This is a genomic window from Vibrio sp. T20 (genome assembly GCF_007858795.1).
Lineage (GTDB): Bacteria > Pseudomonadota > Gammaproteobacteria > Enterobacterales > Vibrionaceae > Vibrio > Vibrio satsumensis.
Map to the genome: position 1 here is coordinate 189,810 of NZ_VFEB01000093.1, position 25,422 is coordinate 215,231.

19 protein-coding genes are annotated in these 25,422 nt (G+C 44.0%); 9 read left to right on the forward strand and 10 right to left on the reverse strand.

Features of this window, described 5'->3' with window-relative positions:
• Position 1: 1 nt before the first annotated feature.
• The 4 genes from FTW16_RS12465 to FTW16_RS12480 form a co-directional block, all read right to left on the reverse strand.
• On the reverse strand, positions 2-1,054 hold the full coding sequence (locus FTW16_RS12465) for a YcjF family protein (protein ID WP_123322120.1): 1,053 nt from the start codon (positions 1,052-1,054) through the stop codon (positions 2-4).
• 14 nt (positions 1,055-1,068) lie between these two features.
• Positions 1,069-2,442 carry a YcjX family protein gene (locus FTW16_RS12470; RefSeq protein WP_123322121.1) on the reverse strand — a complete coding sequence of 458 codons (1,374 nt, stop codon included), beginning with the start codon at positions 2,440-2,442 and terminating at the stop codon, positions 1,069-1,071.
• 211 nt (positions 2,443-2,653) lie between these two features.
• Positions 2,654-2,839 (reverse strand): hypothetical protein, encoded by a 186-nt coding sequence (locus FTW16_RS12475; protein WP_004734731.1) that lies wholly within the window; start codon positions 2,837-2,839, stop codon positions 2,654-2,656.
• Positions 2,840-3,003: 164 nt separating this feature from the next.
• Positions 3,004-4,521 (reverse strand): fumarate hydratase, encoded by a 1,518-nt coding sequence (locus tag FTW16_RS12480; protein WP_017068776.1) that lies wholly within the window; start codon positions 4,519-4,521, stop codon positions 3,004-3,006.
• 254 nt (positions 4,522-4,775) lie between these two features.
• On the opposite strand from FTW16_RS12480, the gene pabB reads away from it, so the two are divergent.
• The gene (gene pabB, locus FTW16_RS12485; RefSeq protein WP_146491311.1) at positions 4,776-6,155 is read left to right on the forward strand and encodes an aminodeoxychorismate synthase component I; all 1,380 of its coding nucleotides are present in this window, start codon (positions 4,776-4,778) and stop codon (positions 6,153-6,155) included.
• 145 nt (positions 6,156-6,300) lie between these two features.
• On the opposite strand, the gene FTW16_RS12490 is transcribed toward pabB, so the two are convergent.
• Complete coding sequence (locus FTW16_RS12490; protein ID WP_146491312.1) at positions 6,301-8,019, reverse strand: ATP-binding protein; 1,719 nt, start codon at positions 8,017-8,019, stop codon at positions 6,301-6,303.
• Position 8,020: 1 nt separating this feature from the next.
• Entirely contained in the window at positions 8,021-8,563 is a 543-nt protein-coding gene (locus FTW16_RS12495) for a heme NO-binding domain-containing protein (protein WP_146491313.1), read from the reverse strand.
• Between the two features lie 302 nt (positions 8,564-8,865).
• Here FTW16_RS12495 and FTW16_RS12500 point away from each other — a divergent pair, with 302 nt between their 5' ends.
• The 3 genes from FTW16_RS12500 to FTW16_RS12510 all read left to right on the forward strand — a co-directional run bounded on the left by FTW16_RS12500 (position 8,866) and on the right by FTW16_RS12510 (position 12,510).
• A complete protein-coding gene (locus tag FTW16_RS12500) occupies positions 8,866-9,465 on the forward strand; it encodes a CoA pyrophosphatase (protein ID WP_146491314.1) in 600 nt (199 codons plus the stop codon).
• Positions 9,466-9,774: 309 nt separating this feature from the next.
• On the forward strand, positions 9,775-11,028 hold the full coding sequence (locus FTW16_RS12505) for an aromatic amino acid transport family protein (protein ID WP_076652937.1): 1,254 nt from the start codon (positions 9,775-9,777) through the stop codon (positions 11,026-11,028).
• 120 nt (positions 11,029-11,148) lie between these two features.
• Positions 11,149-12,510 (forward strand): L-serine ammonia-lyase, encoded by a 1,362-nt coding sequence (locus tag FTW16_RS12510; protein WP_060981746.1) that lies wholly within the window; start codon positions 11,149-11,151, stop codon positions 12,508-12,510.
• A gap of 208 nt (positions 12,511-12,718) precedes the next feature.
• Here the strand turns inward: FTW16_RS12510 and FTW16_RS12515 are convergent, their stop codons facing one another.
• Positions 12,719-13,861: an amino acid permease gene (locus FTW16_RS12515; RefSeq protein ID WP_146491325.1), complete on the reverse strand. Its 1,143-nt coding sequence runs from the start codon at positions 13,859-13,861 to the stop codon at positions 12,719-12,721.
• Between the two features lie 719 nt (positions 13,862-14,580).
• Between FTW16_RS12515 and FTW16_RS12520 the strand changes: the two genes are divergently transcribed.
• Positions 14,581-16,203, forward strand: a complete 1,623-nt coding sequence (locus FTW16_RS12520; RefSeq protein WP_146491315.1) for a methyl-accepting chemotaxis protein — start codon at positions 14,581-14,583, stop codon at positions 16,201-16,203.
• Positions 16,204-16,333: 130 nt separating this feature from the next.
• Here FTW16_RS12520 and FTW16_RS12525 read toward each other — a convergent pair whose 3' ends face one another.
• Positions 16,334-17,824: a SulP family inorganic anion transporter gene (locus FTW16_RS12525; protein WP_146491316.1), complete on the reverse strand. Its 1,491-nt coding sequence runs from the start codon at positions 17,822-17,824 to the stop codon at positions 16,334-16,336.
• A gap of 559 nt (positions 17,825-18,383) precedes the next feature.
• On the opposite strand from FTW16_RS12525, the gene asnS reads away from it, so the two are divergent.
• A complete protein-coding gene (gene asnS, locus FTW16_RS12530; protein WP_017060416.1) occupies positions 18,384-19,784 on the forward strand; it encodes an asparagine--tRNA ligase in 1,401 nt (466 codons plus the stop codon).
• A 134-nt stretch (positions 19,785-19,918) separates the two neighbouring features.
• Here asnS and FTW16_RS12535 read toward each other — a convergent pair whose 3' ends face one another.
• Both FTW16_RS12535 and FTW16_RS12540 read right to left on the reverse strand, forming a co-directional pair.
• Positions 19,919-20,125: a hypothetical protein gene (locus FTW16_RS12535; RefSeq protein ID WP_048668648.1), complete on the reverse strand. Its 207-nt coding sequence runs from the start codon at positions 20,123-20,125 to the stop codon at positions 19,919-19,921.
• Between the two features lie 127 nt (positions 20,126-20,252).
• Positions 20,253-21,656 (reverse strand): PLP-dependent aminotransferase family protein, encoded by a 1,404-nt coding sequence (locus tag FTW16_RS12540; RefSeq protein WP_146491317.1) that lies wholly within the window; start codon positions 21,654-21,656, stop codon positions 20,253-20,255.
• Positions 21,657-21,874: 218 nt separating this feature from the next.
• Between FTW16_RS12540 and FTW16_RS12545 the strand changes: the two genes are divergently transcribed.
• From FTW16_RS12545 to FTW16_RS12555, 3 genes are all read left to right on the forward strand, one after another.
• Complete coding sequence (locus FTW16_RS12545) at positions 21,875-22,174, forward strand: hypothetical protein (protein ID WP_017060414.1); 300 nt, start codon at positions 21,875-21,877, stop codon at positions 22,172-22,174.
• A 291-nt stretch (positions 22,175-22,465) separates the two neighbouring features.
• Positions 22,466-23,968 carry an HD-GYP domain-containing protein gene (locus tag FTW16_RS12550; RefSeq protein ID WP_261383444.1) on the forward strand — a complete coding sequence of 501 codons (1,503 nt, stop codon included), beginning with the start codon at positions 22,466-22,468 and terminating at the stop codon, positions 23,966-23,968.
• A gap of 202 nt (positions 23,969-24,170) precedes the next feature.
• Positions 24,171-25,361, forward strand: a complete 1,191-nt coding sequence (locus FTW16_RS12555; RefSeq protein WP_146491319.1) for an amino acid aminotransferase — start codon at positions 24,171-24,173, stop codon at positions 25,359-25,361.
• Positions 25,362-25,422 lie beyond the last annotated feature (61 nt).

A 25,422-nucleotide genomic window follows, 5' to 3' on the forward strand; every position in this document is an offset into this window, starting at 1 on the left:
TTTATTTGAGAGTAATACGCTTTATTTCTAAAAGAACGGCTTTGCGGAGGTCTGCCAGTTTTACTTTTCGCTCGTTATGCCAAGGCATTGGGCGAAGCAATGTCATGGCTTTTAACCCTAATCGAGCAGTCAGAATACCAACACCTAAGCCCTGACCTGCTCGAGCTGAGACTTTACCCGCAAGATCCATCGAGACTAAGTCCATACTCGCATCAATCGCCAGCTCACTCGCCCCTGCCGCTGCCATGTTGATTAACACCAACTTAAACAGCTTAATTCGAGACCAGTAGCCAAGCTCAATGCCATACACATCAGCAAGCTTGTCTATCATGGTGAAATTACGCCACGCCACCAGCAACATATCAGCAGCAGCTAATGGGCTCACCGCAACCAAAGCCGCCGATTCGGTCGAGAACTTAGTGACAATTTGAGTCGCCACTTTGTCTTGTTGGGCTACAACCAGAGCATCGTACATATCCAACACTTCTGCATCACTGTGCGCTGGGTTAATGCTGTTTCGCCACTTATCGTACGAAGGTGACTCAGCAATAATGCCGCCCTGCTTTGCGATGTTTTCACAGAACACTTTACCCTTGCCGACACTTTGGCTTTGCAAGAGCTCTTCACTCTGCTCTTGCACACTAAAGTGATCTTTAAGCGAGCGCAGTTTCCATAGCTCTTTGCCTATTGCGCCTAAACCCAATGAAGCAATAGCAGCAATAAAGCCAGCCCAACCCAACGCAAGCCAATCGGCAGTTTGAATCGCGATTATGACCGAATCAATTGCCTGCCATCCAACTAGGCCAGAAAAAGCGACCAGTAAGCCCGTTCCAAACCATTTCTTCTTTTTGTTCGGTCGAATCACCTGTTCCAATTGCTGCTCAGCTTCACCATCAAGGTCAGTTTCCACTTGTGGTGCGACAGGTACAAATTTTTCTTGCTCTGTGAACAGTTGTTGAGCGCCTAAATCCGGGCCAACTTCGTTCTTATCTTGCTCATCAAAAGAGGTCTTCAACGGTTCATTAAAGACCTGCTTTGTTTTTAATTCACTCATTTTGATTGCCTCAATTACTTCAACTTGTCGCCAATGAGATACTCTAAAACCTTGTCGACTCTTAGGTGTTGGCAAGGCTCATCGGAATGTTGCTCCATCGGCCTAAAGCTCGTGAAATCAAACTGGTTGTTTTCCCAATACTGTTTATTGGGCAACTTACGCGGCACTTCTCCCGGATACATGGTTTGAGAGACATTATCCAAAGTCACACCTTGCAACGCCGGAACATTGTCTGAGCCCGACGAGATATAACCCGCACTGGTCGCTTGAATAGACGCGATACTCATACAACTCATGTCTATGTGTTCAAACGCCGCTTGTTGCCAAGCCGGATGCACCATCTGTTGTAACAGTGACACCAAGTTCGGATGTTGATCCGGTGTCACGTGGTCAGCTTTAGTGGCTGCAAACAAGATCTTGTCGATCTTCGGCGCGAATAAGCGTCTTAAGATATTGCTTCGACCGTACTTAAAGCTCTTCAATAACTGCTCTAACGCGCCACGCATATCCATAAAAGAGTCATAGCCCGCATTAAGTGGTTGCAAGCAATCCACCAACACGATTTGTCTGTCGAACGTCGCGAAGTGATTCTTGTAGAACGCTTTCACGACCTTCTGTTGATACTCTTCATAACGCGCTTTCAGTACCGCATAGTTACTTGTTTTTGAGAACTTACCCTCAGGTGCGATACACGGGAAGAATTGCAGCACAGGCGCGCCTTCAAGCTCACCGGGTAATACGAATCGACCCGGCTGTACCCAATGCAGTCCGTTACTTTTACAAGTATGAAGGTACTGGGTGTAGCTATCGGCAATCGCGACCAGTTTCTTTTCGTCCGCTTCTGCTAGCAAGTCGATATCACCACGCATTACGTTCCACTCTTGCGAGTAGGTTTCTCTATCCCCTTTCAACGCAGCGAATTGAGAATGACTCCAGGTTTCAAAATCCATATCCAGTAAGGGTAAATCAAGCAGCCATTCGCCTGGGTAATCGACAATATCGAGATAAAGGGTGCTGTTTTTACTCAGTAGTTTTTTTGCGCCCTTCACTGGCTTATATTTGATAGCTAGACGAATCTCACTGACATCACGCGTTGGCACAGGCCATTCTGGTGGCTGTGCATTCAACGACTCCATCGCTTCATCATATGAGAAACGTGGAATCATCATGTTGTGTTGAGGGATCCGCTTTGCACCAATAATTCTTCCATCTCTCGCCGATGCAAGCAGTGGTAGGTTTTTATGGGTAGACGTATGAAGAAGCTGATTAACCAGCGAAGTAATGAATGCTGTCTTACCCGCACGAGAAAGCCCCGTGACCGCTACTCGAATATGAGAATCCGTTCCTCTGCTTATAAAGTCACTCATTTCTTGAGTTAGGTGTTTCATTTGAACGACTCCGTGATAATTAGGCTAGCTGATTATGATAATAGCGAGGCAAGCCTATGTTCTTTCCCAGATGGGATAGATTGTATGCTTATGCTTATGCTTATGCTTATGGTGATTAGTATGCAATACACATTCTTAATGCTAGATGAATAAAAGCCCCTGACTACATTCATAATCAGGGGCTTTAAAATTTTTGCACGATATCCGACGTTTAATCGTCTTCAATCAACTTGTAGATAACAAACAGTGCAATCTCTGCAATTAGCCAAAGCGCACAAGTAATCGTCACGTATTTATTATCAAAGATACTAATCCCTTTCAAGATCAGGTCGTAGCCAACAAAAGCACCAATCACCACTGCCAAGATAATCTGTAGGATCTGAATAAAACGAGGCATTCCTCTCTCCTATGTTCTTATATCAAACTATGTGTTTATCACTATATCATTGATAATATGACAAAAGTGCAGATAATGCTGCACTTTTGTCTTCAACTTTCTGTCAAAAATTGCAATTCAAACGCTGAAGTTAGCGACAATTACGATTTTTTGGCTTCGGTTAATTACGCTTTCTCAGCTTCAGCAATCTTCACTTTCCACGTGTCAGGGCCGATCTGGTGTGCGTTCACGCCGTTAGAATCAACTGCTACCGTTACTGGCATATCTTCAACTTCAAACTCGTAAATCGCTTCCATACCGAGATCTTCAAACGCAACTACGCGTGCTTTTTTAATTGCTTTCGCGACTAAATAAGCTGCACCACCAACCGCCATTAGGTACACCGCTTTGTGTTCTTTGATTGATTCAACCGTTGCAGGACCACGTTCCGCTTTACCGATCATACCCATAATGCCAGTTTCGTTCAGCATCATGTCGGTAAACTTATCCATACGAGTAGACGTTGTTGGGCCAGCAGGACCTACCGCTTCATCACCTACAGCATCAACAGGACCCACGTAGTAAATGAACTTGCCTTTGAAATCAACGCCAGCAGGTAAGCCTTCGCCGCTTTCTAGCATGCCTTGAATACGTTTATGAGCAGCATCACGACCTGTTAAGATCTTGCCAGATAGAAGAACCGTTTCGCCGGTCTTCCACTCTTGTACGTCTTCTTTAGTCACTTCATCAAGGTTAACACGGCGTGTATTTGCGCCCGCTTCCCAAGTGATGTCTGGCCACTCTTCTAGCTTAGGTGGTGTTAGCTCTGCAGGGCCGCTACCGTCTAGTGTGAAGTGAACGTGACGCGTTGCTGCACAGTTCGGGATCAAACATACTGGTTTAGAGGCTGCATGCGTTGGCGCTGTTTTGATTTTGACGTCAACCACAGTCGTTAGACCGCCAAGACCTTGTGCACCAATACCCAGTTTGTTTACACGGTTGAAGATGTCTAAACGAAGCTCTTCTTCTGCGTTCTCTGGACCTTTCTCGATAAGCTCTTGGATATCGATGTGTTCCATCAGAGATTCTTTCGCTAGTACTGCTGCTTTCTCAGCTGTACCGCCGATGCCTATACCAAGCATACCCGGAGGACACCAGCCAGCGCCCATTGTTGGTAGCGTCTTCTCTACCCACTCTGCAATATCATCAGAAGGGTTCAGCATAACCATCTTGGTTTTGTTCTCAGAACCGCCGCCCTTTGCCGCGATTTGAATTTCAACTTTGTTGCCTGGAACCATATTAATGTGGACAACCGCTGGTGTGTTGTCTTTTGTATTAATACGCTTACCTGCAGGGTCCATTAGGACAGATGCACGCAATGGGTTATCTGGGTTGTTGTAAGCTTGACGAACGCCTTCATCAACCATCTGTTGTACTGTTTGATCCGTTTCCCACCTAACATCCATACCGATGTTCACGAAACAAGTAACAATACCCGTATCCTGACAAATTGGACGATGGCCTTCCGCAGACATGCGCGAGTTAATCAGAATCTGAGCGATAGCATCTTTTGCTGCTTGGCTCTCTTCTTTCTCATACGCTTTTTCTAGGGCTTGGACAAAGTCTAAAGGGTGATAATAAGAAATGTACTGAAGTGCATCAGCGACACTGCTGATCACATCTTGCTTACGAATAACCGTCATTGCATGCCTCTTTATTGTTCTGGTTCCATGTGGGTTCACAGCTTGGCTATATATGCCAAATCGAATTAGGTGGTTTAGCTTTTTATTGTGTTGAGCTGTATTTAGTTGCTTTAGCAATCGCTTGCATAGCTTTAAACTAAACCACTTGGATTACTCCGTTCTAATCAAGAACCCATTTTATTTTCAATTTATGATACTCTTGCTTCCTCTCACACGCCATGCAGTGATCGAACTCTTTGTCACAAATTAAACAAATGAATAACAACGAATTTCGCTCTACCCAAATCAAGCCGCTTGAATATCAATCAACTTTAGCTAAACAGCTGTTTTCCCATATTGAAAACCTCCCGTGGGCTATGCTATTACGCTCCGCTTCAGAAAGCCACGTTGATAGTCGATACGATATTTTAGTTGCTCAACCCATCGCCACCTTCGAGACAATCGGTGCAGAAACAACCGTTAATGTTAATGAAACGTGCGAGGTTTCAGACTCTGATCCTTTCGAACTACTCGACCAATATCAGCAACAGTTATTACCTGCGACTAAAGAGCACGCTGAGTTGCCATTTGTTGGCGGCGCTTTAGGCTACTTTAGTTATGATTTAGGGCGCAGAGTAGAGACACTTCCTTCACTCGCAAAGCGTGATATTGAAGCACCTGACATGGCGGTTGGCTTGTATGAATGGGCAGTGATCGTTGACCACAAATTGAAAACGGCGTGTATTGTCGGCAGCAATATCGATGAACATCATGATTGGCTGATGCAGAAAATGGCTCAATCAAACGTAACACATGCGCCCTTTGGATTAACCGCGCCGTGGCAATCCAATATGAGTGAAGAGCGCTACGCGACCAAGTTCGATAGTGTTCAAGAGTACCTGTTATCCGGTGACTGCTATCAGATTAATTTGGCTCAGCGCTTCAATGCCCAATACCAAGGCAGTGAATGGCTGGCTTACGAAAAGCTTGAGCAGTACAACTCAGCGCCCTTTTCTGGCTTTATCCGTTTGGCCGACTGCGCAATCATCAGCGTTTCGCCAGAGCGTTTCTTAGAACTCAAAGACAATGTGATTGAAACCAAGCCAATCAAAGGCACACGACCTCGTTCTGACGACCACGTGATTGATGACGCTAACGCGCAAGACCTAGCAAGCGCCGATAAAGATCAGGCAGAGAACTTGATGATCGTCGATCTTCTTCGCAACGATATTGGCCGAGTGGCAAAACCGGGCACGGTTCATGTGCCAAAGCTGTTCGATATTGAGAGCTTCCCTGCTGTGCATCACTTGGTTAGCACGATACGAGCTGACCTTGATGACCAATATTCAGCGACTGACCTTCTGAGAGCTTGTTTTCCTGGCGGGTCAATTACCGGCGCACCAAAGGTTCGCGCTATGCAGATCATTGAGGAATTAGAGCCGCATCGACGTTCAGCGTATTGCGGCAGTATTGGTTACATCAGCCGAAATGGCAGAATGGACACAAGCATTACTATTCGTACTTTGGTGGCAGAGAACAATACGCTTTATGCTTGGGCTGGCGGTGGTGTGGTATTTGATAGTGATTGTGCTTCTGAATACCAAGAAACACTGGATAAGCTGAGTCGAATTCTACCGATACTTGAAGATTGCTAAGCATAGCGTCATTAATCGCCATTCCGCAGCTTTGCAACTAGCAAAAACTCGATATAACAAGAAACCGAAGGACCGCAAAATCACTTCGGTTTTTTTAGTTTCTAAATCAGGGGGTTCACAATTAATCACTCGTTATTAGCGTGGCTTAAACGACCTTCACAGCAGAAGCACCCCACTTCTTGAGCATTTCTTTAAGGTCGATAGCTGTATAAGGCTTACTAAGAATGTCGTCCATCCCACACTGAATACAACGTTCGCGCTCTTCTAGCGTCGTTCCGGCGGTGAGTGCCACAATAGATTTAACGTAACCCTTCTCTCTAAGCTTCTCTGTCGCTTCAAAACCGTCCATGACTGGCATTCTGCAATCCATAAACACTATGTCATATTCATTACCTGAAGCAAGCTCTAGCCCTTCGACTCCATTGCTGGCAATAGCAGGCTCTATCTTGTGCTTACGCAACATCTGTTGGATGATGATCTGGTTCATCTTAATATCATCAACCACCAGCACTTTTAATAAAGACAAGCCGACATCTGATTCAGTATCTTGCGACACTCGACTGTTTTCATCAGAAACATCGATTACCTGCAAAGGCAGTGCAATAGTAAAAGTCGTCCCACTTCCCACGATGCTGGTCACGCTAATATCACCATGCATCAATCCAACTAGCTTACGACAAATAGCCAGACCTAGCCCTGTGCCTTCATAATTTCGGCTACTTGAATTATCGGCCTGAGTAAAAGGTTCAAACAGTGTTTTATAAGCGGACTCAGCAATACCGACTCCGGTATCTTCTACAGAGAAAACGAAGTGCTGGTCACGCCATTCGATATCAACGTTTACATGTCCTTCCTCGGTAAACTTAATCGCATTACCGATTAAGTTTACAAATAACTGAGTGATACGCTCTAAATCGCCTTTGAAGTGAGAAGGAACATTGGTTGCCACACTGATATTAAATTCAAGCTGCTTCTCTTTGGCTCGATTAATAAAGATGCTTTCAATGGTATTTCTTAAATCAAGCAGTGCAAACTTCTTTGGAATCAACTCCAACATTCCCGCATTAATTTTACTGTAATCCAGTAGGTCATTAATGATGGTTCTGAGAAACTCTCCAGATTGGCTCAGGTTATTCACTATCTCACGCTGAGATCCACTTAATTCTGTATCACTGATCAGTTCTGCACTACCGAGTAAGCCATTAAGAGGGGTTCTTAATTCGTGATTAATCATCGCGACAAAATCACGAGTTGCCCTTTCGGACTCCTCTGCTCGTTTACGCGATTCAACATTTCGATTAATAGCAAGCTGATGAGTTAGTGCACTACAGATAAGATCAGTCACCAACATCAGTTGACTCTGTATAAATTCATAGTCTTGATCTAACAACCTGACCTTCACTATTAACGCACCGACTATCACCTTTTCTACCTCTAACGGCACGGTAAGTAGGCAGCCTTGCCAATGAGGCTCTTGAATATCTTGATCTAGTACCTCGACAGCTTCATCGCCATAGTCGTAGGTTTTTAGCTGAGGAAGTAATTTTGGAGGCAATATCAAGCGACTGCCTTCAATCAAATAACTGTTGGTCACATTCGTCGTCAACTGTGACAACATGACATCGTCTAGATCATTCATAAGAAATGTACGACCGAAATCAATCAACAGGTTATCAATCTGTTCTTGGAATTCAATCCGACGTAAATTTGCGTTGGAGCGCTTTTCTAACTGACGCAGCGCAAGCTCAAGTTGTTGGTTTGCCTCAAACAGTTCGAGACTTTTTTGTTCCAACAATGCTTCGGCCACTTTCCGTGAAGCAATTTGACGTTTAAGCTTTTTCTCTAGGGCTGATACCAGATCCATATCACTTTTCTACTTTGAGATTAAACCTAACCACGCTTTGGTCATCATTTTGTGGCGTCATTTCTACCACAATAGATTCACCATGGTATTCAGCACACCCTTCGATAAGCCCTAAACAAACGTGAGACATACACCTTGCGCTTTTGTAGTCAAAAACAAGTTGTGCTTCGGTCGTAGTAATAAAACTGAATTCAGGTGGCTCAGCATCCGGATAGAGCTTCTTCACTTCAACGTGAATGTAGCGCTCTACGTGCTGAATAAATTGAAAGGTGGTATTGCTATGAGCAAGGCTCGCTTTATTAGGTAAAGAGGCGAGTAAGTTCTTAAATACAGACTGCCCGAAAACGCGTTGCAAGCTTGCAGCATCGATATCCGTTTTTTTGCTCAAGTTAATAATGAGCTTAACCAGATCTCTGTGATCATAACTACCAACGGACGTGTAGATCCCTTCATCTTCTGACATTTCTAGAACTTCTTCCAAAAGCTCTAAACCAAACTTGTCTTCAACAAGCTCTAAAAATTCGGTGAATATGATTCCTTTCATCTCATACCTTTTCTTCTATTTCTTTTTAGAATGGGCCACTAAGTTATTGTTATCAAATTCTTAAACGAAAAATCTACGTTTCGTCACCCAATTTTATGACATGGATAACGCTTGCTCGCCTGTATACACATATTGAATATAGCAAAAATCGTCATTTCGAGGAGATTCATCGGTAAACAACCCCTCATGACGCCCAATTCATAATTAAAGAGGGAAAGTAAATGAAGAAAAACTCAGTATTGGTAATCAACCCACTGTTATGTCTATACTTAAAATCATAACAATCAATATATTGGCTTGATATGAATAAAGAAAACTTCCTTCAACAATTCCAACTTAACCCTACCGTTGGCTATCACCCAGAGTCAGTAGAGCGTGTTTCGCATATCAATGGCGATCAATTACGTAAAGCGGCGGTGGTGGTAGGTTTAGTTGAAAGAGAAGATGGTTTACATGTCATTTTTACTAAAAGAGCCGCTCATTTAAAGCATCACCCCGGCCAAGTCAGCTTTCCTGGAGGTAAACACGAACTTTCTGACCCTTCTATGCAATTTACTGCACTCAGAGAGCTCCATGAAGAGGTGGGAATTCGATCGGATCAAGTTAAAATTGTTGGGCAATTACCTGCATTGAGTACTATTAGTAAATTTTCTGTGACGCCGATTGTTGCCATGGTCGATCCTGACTATAAAGCCATCATTGATGAAAACGAAGTTGCCTCAATTTTTGAGGTACCCGCTACCTATGTTTTAGACCAAGCCAAGTTACACAGCCACACTGTTAACTTCAAACAAATCAAGCATCGTGTTTTTGCGATGCCCTTCCAAGAGCACCTAATTTGGGGCGTTACGGCGCAAATCATTCAATCACTGCAGCAACATGTAGTGCAACAAATTACATAGCAACTACGTTTTGTTTAATCTCTGTTAACAAAAAGCAGTCTTTCCATGGAACAGATTTATTAATGCAATTTTACGCAAACGTTTCCCTGGTATAAATCTATACAACACCTCCTTTCGCATTAATAAAACTAATACCAAGCATAAGCATAAATCACCTGTGGCACGCTATTTTCGTGATCAAAAATCCGTTTTTCGCATATCATGTGACACGCCGTTTCATTACATGATTTAGATCTATTTTTTGTAGAAGAAAATTCTGCAGAATTAGCCCCGACTTATTTCCTGTTCCCAAAAAATGAGTAATTTAACATGAACACAACAACTTCTTCGGCAAATGCCGTTAAAGATTCAAGCAAGTTTAACTACAAAGATTTTACCTGGTGTTTATCACTATTCGGTACAGCAGTTGGTGCTGGCGTACTATTCCTTCCAATCAAAGCTGGTGCGGGTGGTTTTTGGCCATTAGTTATCCTAGCTTTAATCGCGGCACCAATGACTTGGTTCGCACACAAATCTCTAGCTCGTTTCGTACTGTCTGCTAAAAACCCTGAAGCTGATATTACAGACACAGTTGAAGAGCACTTCGGTAAGACTGGCGCAAACATTATTACTTTTGCTTACTTCTTCGCTATCTACCCGATCGTTCTTATCTACGGTGTTGGTATCACAAACACAGTTGACTCTTTCCTAGTAAACCAAATGGGTATGGAATCAATTCCACGTCCTCTTCTTTCTGGTGCACTTATCCTTGCTATGACAGCAGGTGTTGTATTCGGTAAAGAGCTGATGCTTAAAGCAACTTCAGCGATGGTTTACCCACTAGTATTCATCCTACTAGCACTATCTTTCTACCTAGTTCCTGACTGGAACACTTCAATGATGGATGTAAGCCCAGAATGGTCAACAATGCCTTCTATTATCTGGCTTGCTATTCCAATCATCGTGTTCTCTTTCAACCACAGCCCAATCATTTCACAGTTCTCTAAAGAGCAACGTCGTGTATACGGTGAAGACGCAGTTAAGAAAACTGACCAAATTACTGGCGGCGCAGCAATGATGCTGATGGGCTTTGTAATGTTCTTCGTATTCTCTGTAGTACTTTCTCTATCTCCAGAGCAACTAGCAACAGCACAAGCACAGAACATCTCTGTTCTTTCTTACCTAGCTAACGTTCACGAGTCTCCACTTATCTCTTACATGGGTCCTCTAGTAGCGTTCGCGGCAATTACTTCAAGCTACTTTGGTCACTTCCTTGGTGCTCACGAAGGTCTTGTTGGTCTAATCAAATCTCGCTCTGGTTCTTCAGTAAGCAAGATTGAAAAAGCATCTCTAGCGTTCATCGTTATTACAACTTGGATTGTTGCGGTAGTTAACCCAAGCATCCTAGGTATGATTGAAACAATGGGTGCTCCAATGATTGCAGCTATCCTGTTCCTAATGCCTGTATTCGCAATGAACAAAGTACCAGCAATGGCTAAGTACAAAACTTCAGCGCCTGTACAAATCTTTACAGCTTTATGTGGTCTAGCGGCTATTAGTTCTGTAATCTACGGCGCTCTTTAATCTCAAGCCCTTTTTATAAGATGTGCTTCATCTTATATCGCGAGATTAGACACAAAATATAATGATAATAAATGAGCCTCCCTACTCCCCTTGGGAGGCTCTCTTTTTGAGGTAATCGCTATGATTAGTGTATTTGATATCTATAAAATCGGTGTTGGTCCATCGAGCTCACACACAGTTGGACCAATGAAAGCGGGTAAAGAATTTATTGATGACCTACGTTCAATGGGAAAATTGCGCGACATCACTAAAATCACCGTGGACGTATATGGATCACTATCACTGACAGGGAAAGGTCACCACACAGATATCGCAATCATCATGGGTCTTGCTGGCAATACTCCTGAGCGTGTTGATATCGATTCTATTGCTGGCTTCATTGCTCGCGTAGAAGAAACTGAGCGCCTTCCTGTTGGCATGCACTGTCATACAGTATCGTTCCCACGTGATGGCGGTATGAACTTCCACACTAGCAACCTTTCTCTACACGAGAACGGCATGAGCATTCATGCTTGGATTGGTGACGAAGTTGCATACTCAAAAACGTACTACTCAATTGGTGGCGGTTTCATCGTTGACGAAGAGAACTTCGGCAAAGAAGAAGAAAACCCAATTAAAGCACCTTACGAATTCACAACAGCTGAAGAGCTGGTTAATCAGTGTAAAGAAAGCGGCCTTTCTATCAGTACACTGGTTATGAAAAACCAAGCGGCTTTCCACTCAGACGAAGAGTCTCGTACTTACTTCGCGAACATCTGGAAAACGATGCGTGAATGTATGGATCGCGGTATGAATACTGAAGGTATCCTGCCTGGTCCACTACGTGTTCCTCGCCGTGCAGCAGCACTTCGCCAACAGCTAATGACTTCAGAAAAAACAACCAATGATCCAATGTCGGTTGTTGACTGGGTAAACATGTTTGCTTTCGCAGTAAACGAAGAAAATGCAGCTGGCGGTCGTGTAGTAACGGCACCAACAAACGGCGCATGTGGCATTATCCCTGCTGTATTGGCTTACTACGATAAGTTCATCCAAACAGTGACAGAGAAAGATTACATCCGTTACTTCGCAGCTTCTGGCGCGATCGGTGGTCTTTACAAGCGTAACGCTTCTATCTCTGGTGCTGAAGTCGGCTGCCAGGGTGAAGTTGGTGTGGCATGTTCTATGGCTGCTGCTGGTCTTGCTGAACTTATGGGTGGTAGCCCTGAGCAAGTATGTATGGCTGCAGAAATCGGTATGGAGCACAACCTAGGTCTAACGTGTGACCCAGTTGCTGGCCAAGTACAAGTACCATGTATCGAGCGTAACGGTATTGCTGCAGTTAAAGCAATCAACTCGACTCGTATGGCACTTCGTCGTTCTTCTGCTCCTACTGTTTCTCTAGATAAAGTTATCGAAACGATGCTAGAAACAGGTAAAGACATGAACGCTAAATACCGTGAGACTTCTCAAGGTGGTTTGGCTGTTAAGGTTGTTTGTTAATTAGCATTCGTTTGTTAGTTAACGTTGGTTTGCTAGTCCGTATTCGTTTATTGGCCAGCATAAGTTAACAAGCCAACACTTAACAGAGCTTGCTTGGTAACGAGCAGATAATAAAAAGGAACGCCGATGCGTTCCTTTTTTTGTATCTGAATTCCGGTCACTTATATCTAAGATGCTTGATTCGCATCTTAGATAATGGACCACAGAACTAGATCACTTGCGAGATAAGCAAGAAGCAACCAAACAGCAATGAGAACAACATCATTGCGCTGCCACCTTCTGCTCGGTATCGGTCATCAGCTACTTTCATGAAGCGTTGCTTATGAACCATCACTAGAGGAACAAACACAGCCAAGAACACTAAGATGATACCTGCGTAGTTCAGCACTTGTAGGAACTTGTCTGCTGCAAGCAGTGAACCCGCCAACGGTAAGATGAAGCTAATGCAGTACGTTACCGCTGTGTTTTGGTTGAACATGTCTTTGTTCTGGTTGAACAACGCCATCGCCACACCAAAGAAAGAGGTCAACAATGCCAAACCAGTGAAGGTAGACAGAACGTTACCTACCCAAGGAGATTGAGCCTCAAACGCCGCCATCAAATCTGATACGTTCTTGAAGCTTCTGAATTGCTCTTCACTCAAGTTACCTACCACAGCAAATAACCAACACAAGTAACACACTAATGGGATCAGAGAACCGACGATCACCATGTTACGCAGCTGTTTGTCTGTCGCTTCGTGGTTGTAAGAAACCAAGGTTGGAATCACAACCATAAAGCCAAAGCTTGTAAACAGGATGGCACTGGTTTTGATTAGATCAACGTGGTCATGGCTGGTCACCTGCATCAAGTTTTCTTGAGTCATGCTCGGCGCTAAGAACGCCATGGTTGCAAACAAGCTAGCAAGCATCACGAAGAACAATGCACGGTTAAGTTTATCAATAACACCAGTGCCACTTGCGACTATAGCGCCAGCAACCAAGGTGAATCCGATTTGGCTTGCCGTAGCGGTGACTTCAATACCAAAGTTAGACAGTAGCTTACTCAGCAAATCACCTGCGCCCAGAATGTAAGCCATTAGCAGGCAAATCAATAACGCGTATAGCAAGCCGTTAGTAAGCAACTGACCTTGTTTACCCAAGGTTTTTCGGGCAATTGAGTTTAGTCCTAAACCGCCACCCGCTTTGATGGTCGCTTCTAGAAGTAGTAATGCTGCGTAAGTCGTACCGAAGCAGATCAGTACCATCAGCAGTGTGCCGTAAAGCAATCCGAATTGAGCTAATACCATTGGGATTGCAAGCATACCAGCACCGAGAGCGGTACCAGCGATAATTAGGGAGCTACCCATCATTTTAATATTCATTGTCTTTAACTTATTTATTTTGTTTTTAATAGGTGTAGTTCTCTGTCATCAACCAAGATGCAAAGAAAAATCGAAAGAAGTTAAGCTTTAAAACGAATATCGATAGGAGCGATAAGCGGAGTTAAATCGCGAAAAGGCAGTAGAAAACGAGTAGTACAAGCGAGAGTATAGAGAGGAGTGATCAGACAAAGAAGCCGTCTTCTGATGTGGTGACCCTTCTGTGGGTTCGATGATCGGGGATGTAATCTTGAATTTCATGTATGTGTCCAATATCAATAAGTCACATTCCATAGTATTTGAAGCAGCGTATCCGTTGCTGCCCTACCTCTATCATTAGAGGTCACTTCATCTTATCGAATGAGCCTCGAAACACAACGCTATAACCACATTTTTTGCTATTAAATTGAACAAAATAGCCATTTGGGCACAAATTGACCACCAAACCTTCTAAATACAATAATCTTCATTGATAAAAGACAAGCTGATAAATACATCTAGCTCATAGCATCCGAGACTCTCTTCTCTAATTAGAATCAAATTCACAACTCAACGTTATATTTTGGCATAACACATAATACAAACTTGCTACATCACAGAAACATAACCACAACCGGAGTATGGTCACACAATTAGCCATACCCCATAGGTGGTAGTGGTTCTTACACGTACAGTATGCGCGTCATTAAAAAATAAAAAATTGATACCTTATGCGCTCAACTATAACCTTCAAAATTCTAGTGGCCCTCGCTATTGTGTTCACTTTTTTGCTAGCAATATCGACCTACTTTCAATATTCGCAGCAAAAACAACTTGTTAACTCTGTATTGAGTGAACAGCTTCACGATAAGGCAAGTAACTATTTCGATAGCCTCAATATGATGATGCTGACTGGCACAATGGCGCAAAAAGAGACCTTGCGTCAAAAAGCGTTAGCACAAGAAGGCATTGAAGACGTTCGTGTTTTGCGCGCTGACGCTGTAAGCAAGTTATACGGTCCCGGTAATGACAATCAAAGACCTGTTGATGATATCGACAAGCGAGCACTAGCAGGTGAAACGGTTATCGAACCCTTTTCTGCCGATTGGGGTAAAGGCTTAGTCATTGCCCTACCAATGAAATCCAGTGAAAACTACCGTGGCACCAATTGCGTGGCATGCCATATGGCGCCTGAAGGCGAAATATTAGGTGCGATTCGCCTCGAATATAACCTTAGTCATGTCAATTCGTTAATCAACACTCAAACCATAACTGCTATTGGCATTATGGCTGTGATCTCGTTTGCAGGATTCGTTCTTACAATGGGGCTCATTCGTAAGATTATCGTTCGTCCGCTGCAACAAACTTCTCGCTTTATGACCCAAGTCAGCAACGATAAAAACCTATCCACTCGGCTGCCTGAACAAAGTAAAGATGAGATCGGTACGCTCGCGAACTCCATCAACTCATTCATGGGTACCGTTTCTCACAGCTTAGAGAAGGTACAAGACACCTCTCACAAATTGAATGCGTCTGCCAACCAGCTGACCAGCGTTGCACAAATTACCGAGCAAGCCGCCAGCGATCAGCAAAATGAAACCGCTGAAGTACAACACAATGTTGAAGGTATCCAAGCGCAACAAGTCAATGTAGAGCAAGCCACTTTAACCGCGTCGGAGCTCATTAATCACACCGCCGATGTGGCGTGCAAGAGTGCTAACCAAGCACATGAGGCAAGCGGTGAGATAAAAAACCTCGTCACCAGCATAGAAGAGGTGAAATACAAAATACTGACACTCAACGAGCAGACTGGAGAAGTCTCTTCTATATTGAGCGTGATTCGTGGTATTGCCGACCAAACCAACCTTCTGGCCTTGAATGCAGCAATTGAAGCGGCACGTGCGGGAGAACAAGGGCGTGGGTTTGCGGTAGTGGCTGATGAAGTTCGTCATCTTGCATCACGAACCGCAGAAGCAACAGGCAGCATTGAGTCAATCATTCATCAATTCCAGCAAGGCAGTGAAGAATCGCTAGCTTCTGCTGATCACGTTTGCGAACAAGCGCATCAAAGCTCAACAGATATCGATGCACTTTCAATTGAAATGAATGGTGTTGTAAAAGAGATGAAACAAGTGCTAGCTCATGCACAAAATATTCAACAACAGACACAATCGACCACACACGCTACCCAAGATGTGCAGCAAAAAGTTGAGACCATTACCTCTCATGCCGATAATACGTCGCGCTCTGCTGGTGAAACTCGTGGGATCAGTAATGACTTGGAAGAACTGTCCGATCACCTTGAGTCACTGATTAATCAATTTACTTTGTCGAGTACCAAGAAGAAGTCATAGATCGTCTATTCTCTGTTAATAGAACAGCATATAAATAGACTTTCAATCGCCAACAAAAAGCGCTCAACAATGAGCGCTTTATCTTCCTAGCAATGTCTAGTTCAGGCTTTCAAAGAACCTTAGACAATGATTAGTGCGTAATGGAAACCGCGGTTAAGTCTTTATGCTTGTGATACATCGCGTGTTTGAATATGAGATTCGCACTCACAGTATCCATTCCGGAAACCTCCACATAAGCTCCCTTTTTACGGAACTTAAACACGACCTTATCAAGCGCCTCTACCGATGTATTATCGAGAAACGATGCATCAGATATGTCGATGGTCACTAAAGAGGTCGCGTTGTCGTAATCGAATAGGTCAACAAACGCATCTGAAGACGCAAAAAAGACATGGCCTTTTACTCGGTGAATAGTGTGCATTTCGTTGGTCACGACTTCATCAGATATAAACACCATGGATTTGCTGGCATGTGCGTAAAACAGAGCCGATAAAACCACGCCAACCGCAACCCCAATCGCTAAGTTATGAGTAAACACCACAACCGCCACAGTCGCTAACATGGTTACGTTAGTTGGAAGTGTATGGTCTTTAAGTTCAACAATAGAGCGCCACGAGAACGTACCGATTGAAACCATAATCATCACAGACACTAAAGCCGCCATCGGTATCAACTTCAACCAATCCGAAACAAACACTACCATTAATAACAAAACAACCCCGGCGATCATGCTAGATAATCGGGTTAAGCCGCCTGATTTGATGTTTATGATCGACTGACCGATCATCGCACACCCCGCCATTCCACCAAATAATGAGGCAACGATGTTCGCAACGCCCTGCCCTTTGCACTCATTGTTTTTATTACTTTCAGTCTCTGTCAGGTCATCAACAATTGTCGCCGTCATCAATGATTCCAATAAGCCAACCAGAGACAGAGCGATAGAATATGGAAGGATGGTCGCAAGCGTATCAAACGTGAATGGAATATTAGGGATCAATAACACAGGCAGTGAATCAGGAAGCTTACCCATATCGCCAATCGTTCTGACATCTAACCCAAACAACAAACTAATGATTGTCAGGGTAACAATCGCGACCAATGGAGAAGGTATTGCACGACCAAACTTGGGAAAATAAGGAAGCAGATAAATGATCACCAAACCCAAAGCGACTAATACGTAAACACTTGAAGGGACATTGATCAATTCAGGGAGCTGGGCCATGAAGATTAGGATGGCGAGCGCGTTAACAAATCCAGTAATCACCGATTTGGAAACGAAATTCATCAGGTTACCAAGCTTGAGATACCCAGCCGCGATTTGAATGACGCCAGCTAGGAATGAAGCTGCGAGTAGGTACTCTAGTCCGTGCTCTCTCACTAATGTGACCATTAAGAGCGCCATAGCGCCTGTTGCACCGGAAATCATCCCCGGACGACTGCCAACCAAAGCGGTGACAACACAGATACAAAAAGATGCATAGAGCCCTACCTTAGGGTCTACGCCTGCGATAATTGAAAATGCGATGGCTTCAGGGATCAATGCGAGTGCAACCACAATCCCAGATAATGAATCTCCTTTAACGTTTGATAACCAGTGTTTTTTTAAATAATTAAGCATGTAATTCTCTTTTACTTGTACAGCCAGTCCTGCCTTGTTCAGACATAATTTGATCGACTGTTTTTCTTGAATGAGCGAGCGCTCGAAAAGTGCGGGTGTAGAGAAAATGCAGGGGCTAAGGCGGCGTAATTAACACGTAAATATTAAACTCCTCTTGTTGCTTTAGTGGGAAATTAAGAAAGTGATCAAGTCCAATATGACTGAATCCGCGCCAATATAGAGCGAGTCTCAACACAATCACACTCCCATTATTGAAAACAAAGGTTTCGATTACGCCTTGCTCGTTCAACGACTGACATTGGGCTGAAAGGTAAGGTGCAGGCTAAGATCGAACAAAAAACACACCCTCAAACGTATTTATGGTCAGTAGACACAATATTTCTTTCACCAAGCAAGAATAAAGGTTGAAGCTGTCGGTATGACAGGTAATATGTTCAATCGATTTAAAAAGTTTATACAACTTAATGTTTCGGCTAATTATTGTGCAAATGTATGTTTATATGCAGCAATGCCAGAGACTTTGAGTTGAATTTGTCCCTCAATGGAGAATGAAATCAACATGACTTACGCGCCTGTAACAGACGTACTTGGCGGCAAGCTAGCGGTAGACAGTGAAGTAACTGTTCGCGGCTGGATCCGTTCACGTCGTGATTCCAAAGCTGGAATCTCTTTCCTTGCCATTTATGACGGCTCTTGTTTCGACCCGATTCAGGCCGTGGTTCCTAATAATCTTAATAATTACGAAAACGAAGTATTAAAGCTAACGACTGGCTGCTCTGTTGAAGTAACAGGTAAGATTGTTGAGTCTCCTGCGAAAGGTCAAGACTTCGAACTAGCAGCAACTGACGTTAAAGTTGTAGGCTGGGTTGAAGACGCTGACACTTACCCAATGGCTAAGACACGTCACTCTATCGAATACCTTCGTGAAGTTGCTCACCTACGTCCACGTACAAACGTGATTGGCGCAGTAGCACGTGTACGTAACTGTCTATCTCAAGCGATTCACCGTTTCTACCACGAGCAAGGCTTCTTCTGGACTTCTGCTCCGCTTATTACTGCATCTGATGCAGAAGGCGCAGGTGAAATGTTCCGCGTTTCTACGCTAGACATGGAAAACCTACCACGCACTGAAAAAGGCGACGTAGACTTCAACGAAGATTTCTTCGGTAAAGAGACGTTCCTAACAGTATCTGGCCAACTTAATGCTGAAGCTTACGCTTGTGCACTAAGCAAGGTTTACACGTTCGGTCCGACGTTCCGTGCTGAAAACTCAAACACAAGCCGCCACCTAGCTGAGTTCTGGATGGTTGAGCCTGAAGTTGCGTTTGCAGACCTTAACGATGTAGCGAAACTGGCTGAAGACATGCTTAAGTACGTTTTCGCTGCTGTTCTTGAAGAGCGCCGCGACGACCTAGAGTTCTTCGCTTCTCGCATCGACAAGCAAGCAATTACTCGTCTAGAGCAATTCGTTGACGCTGACTTCGCACAAGTTGACTACACTGACGCAATCCAAATCCTACTAGACTCTGGTAAGAAGTTTGAGTTTGACGTTGAGTGGGGCATCGACATGTCTTCTGAGCATGAACGTTACCTAGCTGAAGAGCACTTCAAAGCACCTGTTATCGTTAAGAACTACCCGAAAGACATCAAAGCTTTCTACATGCGCTTAAACGACGACGGCAAAACAGTTGCGGCAATGGACGTACTTGCACCAGGCATCGGTGAAATCATCGGTGGTGCACAACGTGAAGAGCGTCTAGACATTCTAGACGAGCGTATGATTGCTATGGGTATCGACCCTGAGCACATGAGCTGGTACCGCGACCTACGTAAATACGGCACAGTGCCACACGCTGGTTTCGGTCTTGGTTTCGAGCGTCTAGTATCTTACGTAACAGGTATGGGCAACGTTCGTGACGTGATTCCATTCCCACGTACACCACGCTCTGCAAACTTCTAATTCGAGCCTAAATCGAATTTAAAAGTTAAGAACAAATAAAAACCTCCGCACTAGCGGAGGTTTTTTTATGTTCGGAATAAAACGAGACGATGGCTGTTTCTGCGTACTACTATCTAAGACTCGTTATTCAAAAGCTAATCCACGTCTTGGTCGATAGCGTATTTTATTGCGAGACCGCAGATTGCCATCATAACGAATGGGATCGCGGCAGTGGTGTATTCCGCCCACGCCATATCAGCGAATGCTTTTGCCAGCAGTACGTGGCCAAGAATAAGCAGAAGCGCACACACAATCGCGACGACAATCAGCTTAACTTCATTTCCCATAGTCATTTTCAACATAACGGTATCTCCAATATTTGGTCTACCGTTATTGAATCACAACTATCTGGTCAATTAGGCGTACAGTTACGCCACAAACAACCCGTACAGTTGCAATCATTTTCTGTTTTATGAGCGACTTAAGGTTTTACGAGTGCGTAAGTTGATGTGCAAGCTTGCCTAGTAAGATCAGGGCTTGCTCTTTCTCTTCGGTAAGATCGTAAGAGAAATTCAACCGAATCGCGTTGTCTACCCTGCCCTGCTCACTAAACAAATCTCCCGATGCGACACTGATACCTTGGGAGATCGCTAATTGATGAAATTGCTGACTGTCGAATTTTTCAGAGAAACGAACCCAAACGAAATATCCACCAGCAGGCTCTTCAATCTCGATGGAATGCGGGAAGTACTGTTTAATCACACCAATAAAGCGCTCTTTTCTCAGTAAAAGGTTTTTACGCAGTTTACGAAGGTGATTATCGTAGCTTTCATGAGTAAGGAAGTGCGCAACCCCTAGCTGGACGGGTGCACTGCTTGATAACGTAGAAAGAAGTTGAAGCTTTTGAATGGCATCGTTAAAACGCGTGTTCACAACCCATCCGACTCGATAGCCCGGACATAAACTTTTTGAGTATGAACCACAAAGCAACACAGAATCTGTCTTATCGAAAGCCTTTAGTGGTTTCGGCTTATGCCCTTCGTAATAAAGGTCACCATACACATCATCTTCAATAATGTAGGTTTCATGTTGTTCTGCAATCTCTACCACACGGCGCTTTGCCTGTTCCGACAAACTGGTTCCCGTCGGGTTTTGAAAAGTCGTCATCAGCCAACACGCTTTAACATCTTGGTTTCGTAGTGCGTTTTCAAACTGCTCTATATTCAGCCCATTGATTGGGCAAACGTCCACTTCGATAGGGTTAAGCCCTAGCCTCTCAACGGCCTGCAGTGCACCATAGAATGCAGGAGACTCTATCACGACGTTATCACCCGACTTAGTGACCGTTTGCAGGCTCAAGTTGAGCGCTTCCATTGCACCTGACGTAATCACGATGTCTTGATGATTAACCGTAATACCTTGCTGCAGATAACGCTGTGCGATTTGCCTTCTTAAAGACTCACTTCCAGGTGGCAAATTGTTAATCACACTGGTACCCGTCATCTTCCTGCCAGCACTGGCTAGATTTCGAGTCAAGGTAGGTAATGGGAAAAGATCAGGATCTGGGAATGCAGAGCCGAAAGGAATCACACCCTCGGCTGAACTCGACTTCAAGAAATCGAATAAGCGGTCATTAATGGCTTTCTTTTCACGAACGAATGGCTCTACGTAATCAACGCCGTCCAGTCTCGGCGCGACAAAGTAGCCCGACTGAGGTTTAGCGATGATCCATCCTTCGCTTTCTAGCAACTGGTAGGCTTGTAAGACAGTACTATTGCTGACGTTGTAATTGCGACAACTCATGCGTACCGAAGGGATCTTCTCTCCGGATCGCCACGTATTGTTGGCTATCTGAATCCGAATATCCTTTGCAAGCTCTTCATAACGCGCCATCTAATTGTACTACCTAGAGAAATTCTGTAAGCCGGTGATTTTATCACTTACGCCAACAACTATTGCTGCTATCCATATGATCGCACCTAATTTCCACAATAGTGTGAATTACTTCACAGATAACTTTGTAAGCTTTGCTAAGTTTGTACCCAAGGTAGGAGCTAAGTTGGCTTTCTACCTCAATAATTTGATGTAACCCAAAAACATGCGAGATAACAATGAAAAAAATAGAAGCAGACCAATTAAGTTATAAAGGAGAGTCAAACGGTGTTCACAGTTGGACAACACCGAGCGGCCAGCCATATTACTGGCACCCAGATTGGCTCCATATTGCTGAAGATGCGACAGGCTCACATCCAAAGCAAAAGATCGATGTTGAACAAGACCAAGCACCAACGGAAAAACACGCAGTGTCTGCTATTCTGAAACACATCAACCAATGGGCTGCAGACAAACTAGCGTCTCACCCTGAGATTGAAACAGGCTCTATTGAAGCTGAAATCAATCTGAAAAAGTAATTTGATTTAGAGTCGGTCGCGAACTCAATCACTCGCGACTTAAGTCAAATATACCGACTGAATAGCCTCGAACCTCGACCGAGGCTATTCAAGTATCTTCATAAAAATGCTGCAATAACCCTCACCTAGCTAACAAATATCTAACACAAACCAGTTTCTTGTATCAATCCACGAAAGCTATCGATAGAATTTTCGGTCTTATTCACGTCAATTATGCTAATCATTCATAACTCTAAAGTCGTGAATCAATGAATACGTAAATCTAATAAGAATGAGAACAAAGGCTTATCGATGGATACTTCAAATTACAATCAATCGCTAACGACTAAGTTATACGTCATTGCTGGCGTGCTGTTTGGCACCTACGGCAGTAGGGTGTGCCCTATGCTCGAGAGCTTAACGACGTTAGAGATTTTCACACAAGTCAGTATTGTGTTTGTCTTATTATGGCTCGTGCGTTATTACTTATTGGCGCAACATTCCTTAGTCAAACAAGGCCGATTCGCCCAGCTAGATACCCTGCTATTTTTTGCTGCAAGTATCCCTTTCGCGCTCTATTACAACTTAAGCTATGAATTCACGATAGATAGCAATTTGAAAGTGCTATTTGGCATGAGCCTATTTGGTTTCTTTACCGGAACCATTCTTCAATTGAACGCCAAGATCAGCCAAATAGATAAAATGGAGACGACTGGGCAATTTGACTTCCAACTGGTTGGTGAAAGGAGTTCGCTGGTTAAGCAAATGATTGGTTTAGTCATCGTACTTCTGGTAACACTGACGACTATGTTGACGATGATTGCCGTCAAGGACATCTTTTGGCTAGAACATAACCCTGACCGCTTATTGGATGGCACCGGCAAGATCAGCGTGATCAAAGAGTTTACTTATTTGGCTGTGGTACTGGGTGGATACGCAATCACCATCATGACACTGTGGAGCAAACTGATTAAACGTATTCTCCTTAGCCAAGAATGCGCATTGAACAAGGTAACCAATGGCGAGCAAGGCGTTCGTTTACCGATATTCGGCTACAACGAGCTTGGTTCAATGGCATCAATGACCAATACCATGCTTGATAGCCTCGAAAACGCGCAAAACGAAGTCAAAACAACACGTGACGTTGCTATTGTGAGCCTATCTGCGCTGGCAGAATCTCGAGACAATGAAACGGGTGCCCATATCCTAAGAACTCAAGAGTACGTAAAGGTACTCGCGCAAGAGCTCAGCAAGTCAGAAACTCACTCAAGCTTGTTAACACCCAACTACATCGAGCTGCTCTACAAATCTGCTCCACTACACGATGTAGGCAAAGTAGGCGTTCCTGATAGCGTGTTATTGAAACCGGGCAAATTGACGGACGAAGAGTTTGAGATAATGAAAGGTCACCCTGCTATTGGCGCCGAAGCGTTATCTATTGCAGAAAGACAATTAGGAAGCAGCTCTTTCTTAAGAGTCGCGAAAGAGATTTCTCTCACTCACCACGAGAAATGGAACGGCAGCGGTTATCCAAAGCAACTGTCTGGTGAAGAGATTCCACTGTCGGGTCGTTTAATGGCATTAGCTGATGTTTATGATGCGCTAATATCAAAACGCGTTTACAAGCCAGCCTTTACTCACGAACAAGCTAAACAGATCATCTTAGAGGGCAATGGGACGCACTTTGATCCGCAAGTTGTCCAAGCTTTTCTGGCCGTCGAACAGGAGTTCGTTTCAATTGCCGCGCTCTACAAAGATGGCAAAAATGTACCCAGTGAACTTGAGCGTGAAAGCTTTATTGCTCAACCTGCTTAATCTATTCAAAAACCACTAACTTCTTGCACCCTATAGGTTAATCCGTAGGGTGTTTTGTTATCAAATACCCTCTTTAATCAATAAATCTGATTGAAATGGATTTTTTTTGTCCTTTCTGTTCACTTCGTATTGTCTTAAAAATTCCATACAGGTATAACTACCCATAGATACTATCCCCTCTCAATTGACATGGATGAAGATTATGTTTGAAAAAGTGTTAGCTGCTCCCGCCGATCCTATCCTCGGCCTTACTGAAGAGTTTAAAAAAGACTCTCGTGCAGAGAAAATCAACCTTGGTGTTGGCATCTACAAAAATGAAGATGGTCAAACGCCTGTACTTAAAACAGTAAAGAAAGCAGAAGCTGCACTTCTTGAAAACGAAAAAACCAAATCTTACCTAACGATTGAAGGCACAGCTGAATACGGTCTAGCGGTTCAAAAACTTCTTTTCGGTTCAGACGCAGAGATCGTAACGTCTCAACGCGCTAAAACAGCACAAGCTCCAGGTGGTACAGGTGCACTTCGCGTAGCGGGTGAATTCATCAAGCGCCAACTGGGCGACGTAAAAATCTGGATCAGTAACCCAACTTGGGCTAACCACAACGGCGTTTTCGCTGCTGCGGGTATCGAAACGGCTCAATACAGCTACTACAACGCTGAAACTAAAGACAAAGACTTCGCTGGCATGGTAGCTGACCTAGAAAAAGCTTCTGAAGGCGACATCGTTCTTCTTCACGGCTGCTGTCACAACCCAACAGGTATCGACCCAACTGCTGATGAATGGGAAGTACTGGCTAAGTTGGTTGCCGAGAAGAAACTACTGCCTCTATTCGATTTTGCTTACCAAGGTTTTGCAAAAGGCGTTGAAGAAGATGCGGCTGGCCTACGTGTTTTTGCTAAGTACAACAAAGAGATCCTTGTTGCTAGCTCGTTCTCTAAGAACTTCGGTTTGTACAACGAGCGTGTAGGTGCATTCACTCTGGTTGCAGAATCTGCAGACGTAGCAACGACAGCGTTCTCTCAAGTTAAGAGCATTATCCGCTCTATCTATTCTAACCCACCAGCGCACGGCAGTGCTGTAGTCACTCACATCCTTGGTGATGCTGAACTACGTGCAGAATGGGAAGCAGAAGTAGCAGAAATGCGCGACCGTATCCAAGAGATGCGTGAGCTATTCGTAACAACACTGAAATCTGAAGGTGTTGATGCAGACTTCACATTCATCGAACGTCAAAATGGTATGTTCTCTTTCTCTGGCCTAAGCAAAGAGCAAGTAACTCGCCTGAAAGATGAATTCGCAATCTACATTGTTGGTTCTGGCCGTATCAGTGTAGCTGGTATGACTAAATCAAACATGGGCCCTCTATGTAAAGGCATCGCTGCGGTTCTTTAATTGTAAAGTTAAAACTGTATTTGCAGACCGATAGATATACAAAAGCCAGTCGAATATTTTG

Excerpts from the sequence above, each read along its gene's own strand:
- FTW16_RS12465 (WP_123322120.1), bottom strand. The coding sequence starts at position 1,054 with ATGAGTGAATTAAAAACAAAGCAGGTCTTTAATGAACCGTTGAAGACC.
- FTW16_RS12470 (WP_123322121.1), bottom strand. The coding sequence starts at position 2,442 with ATGAAACACCTAACTCAAGAAATGAGTGACTTTATAAGCAGAGGAACG.
- FTW16_RS12475 (WP_004734731.1), bottom strand. The coding sequence starts at position 2,839 with ATGCCTCGTTTTATTCAGATCCTACAGATTATCTTGGCAGTGGTGATT.
- FTW16_RS12480 (WP_017068776.1), bottom strand. The coding sequence starts at position 4,521 with ATGACGGTTATTCGTAAGCAAGATGTGATCAGCAGTGTCGCTGATGCA.
- pabB (WP_146491311.1), top strand. The coding sequence starts at position 4,776 with ATGAATAACAACGAATTTCGCTCTACCCAAATCAAGCCGCTTGAATAT.
- FTW16_RS12490 (WP_146491312.1), bottom strand. The coding sequence starts at position 8,019 with ATGGATCTGGTATCAGCCCTAGAGAAAAAGCTTAAACGTCAAATTGCT.
- FTW16_RS12495 (WP_146491313.1), bottom strand. The coding sequence starts at position 8,563 with ATGAAAGGAATCATATTCACCGAATTTTTAGAGCTTGTTGAAGACAAG.
- FTW16_RS12500 (WP_146491314.1), top strand. The coding sequence starts at position 8,866 with ATGAATAAAGAAAACTTCCTTCAACAATTCCAACTTAACCCTACCGTT.
- FTW16_RS12505 (WP_076652937.1), top strand. The coding sequence starts at position 9,775 with ATGAACACAACAACTTCTTCGGCAAATGCCGTTAAAGATTCAAGCAAG.
- FTW16_RS12510 (WP_060981746.1), top strand. The coding sequence starts at position 11,149 with ATGATTAGTGTATTTGATATCTATAAAATCGGTGTTGGTCCATCGAGC.
- FTW16_RS12515 (WP_146491325.1), bottom strand. The coding sequence starts at position 13,861 with ATGATGGGTAGCTCCCTAATTATCGCTGGTACCGCTCTCGGTGCTGGT.
- FTW16_RS12520 (WP_146491315.1), top strand. The coding sequence starts at position 14,581 with ATGCGCTCAACTATAACCTTCAAAATTCTAGTGGCCCTCGCTATTGTG.
- FTW16_RS12525 (WP_146491316.1), bottom strand. The coding sequence starts at position 17,824 with ATGCTTAATTATTTAAAAAAACACTGGTTATCAAACGTTAAAGGAGAT.
- asnS (WP_017060416.1), top strand. The coding sequence starts at position 18,384 with ATGACTTACGCGCCTGTAACAGACGTACTTGGCGGCAAGCTAGCGGTA.
- FTW16_RS12535 (WP_048668648.1), bottom strand. The coding sequence starts at position 20,125 with ATGTTGAAAATGACTATGGGAAATGAAGTTAAGCTGATTGTCGTCGCG.
- FTW16_RS12540 (WP_146491317.1), bottom strand. The coding sequence starts at position 21,656 with ATGGCGCGTTATGAAGAGCTTGCAAAGGATATTCGGATTCAGATAGCC.
- FTW16_RS12545 (WP_017060414.1), top strand. The coding sequence starts at position 21,875 with ATGAAAAAAATAGAAGCAGACCAATTAAGTTATAAAGGAGAGTCAAAC.
- FTW16_RS12550 (WP_261383444.1), top strand. The coding sequence starts at position 22,466 with ATGGATACTTCAAATTACAATCAATCGCTAACGACTAAGTTATACGTC.
- FTW16_RS12555 (WP_146491319.1), top strand. The coding sequence starts at position 24,171 with ATGTTTGAAAAAGTGTTAGCTGCTCCCGCCGATCCTATCCTCGGCCTT.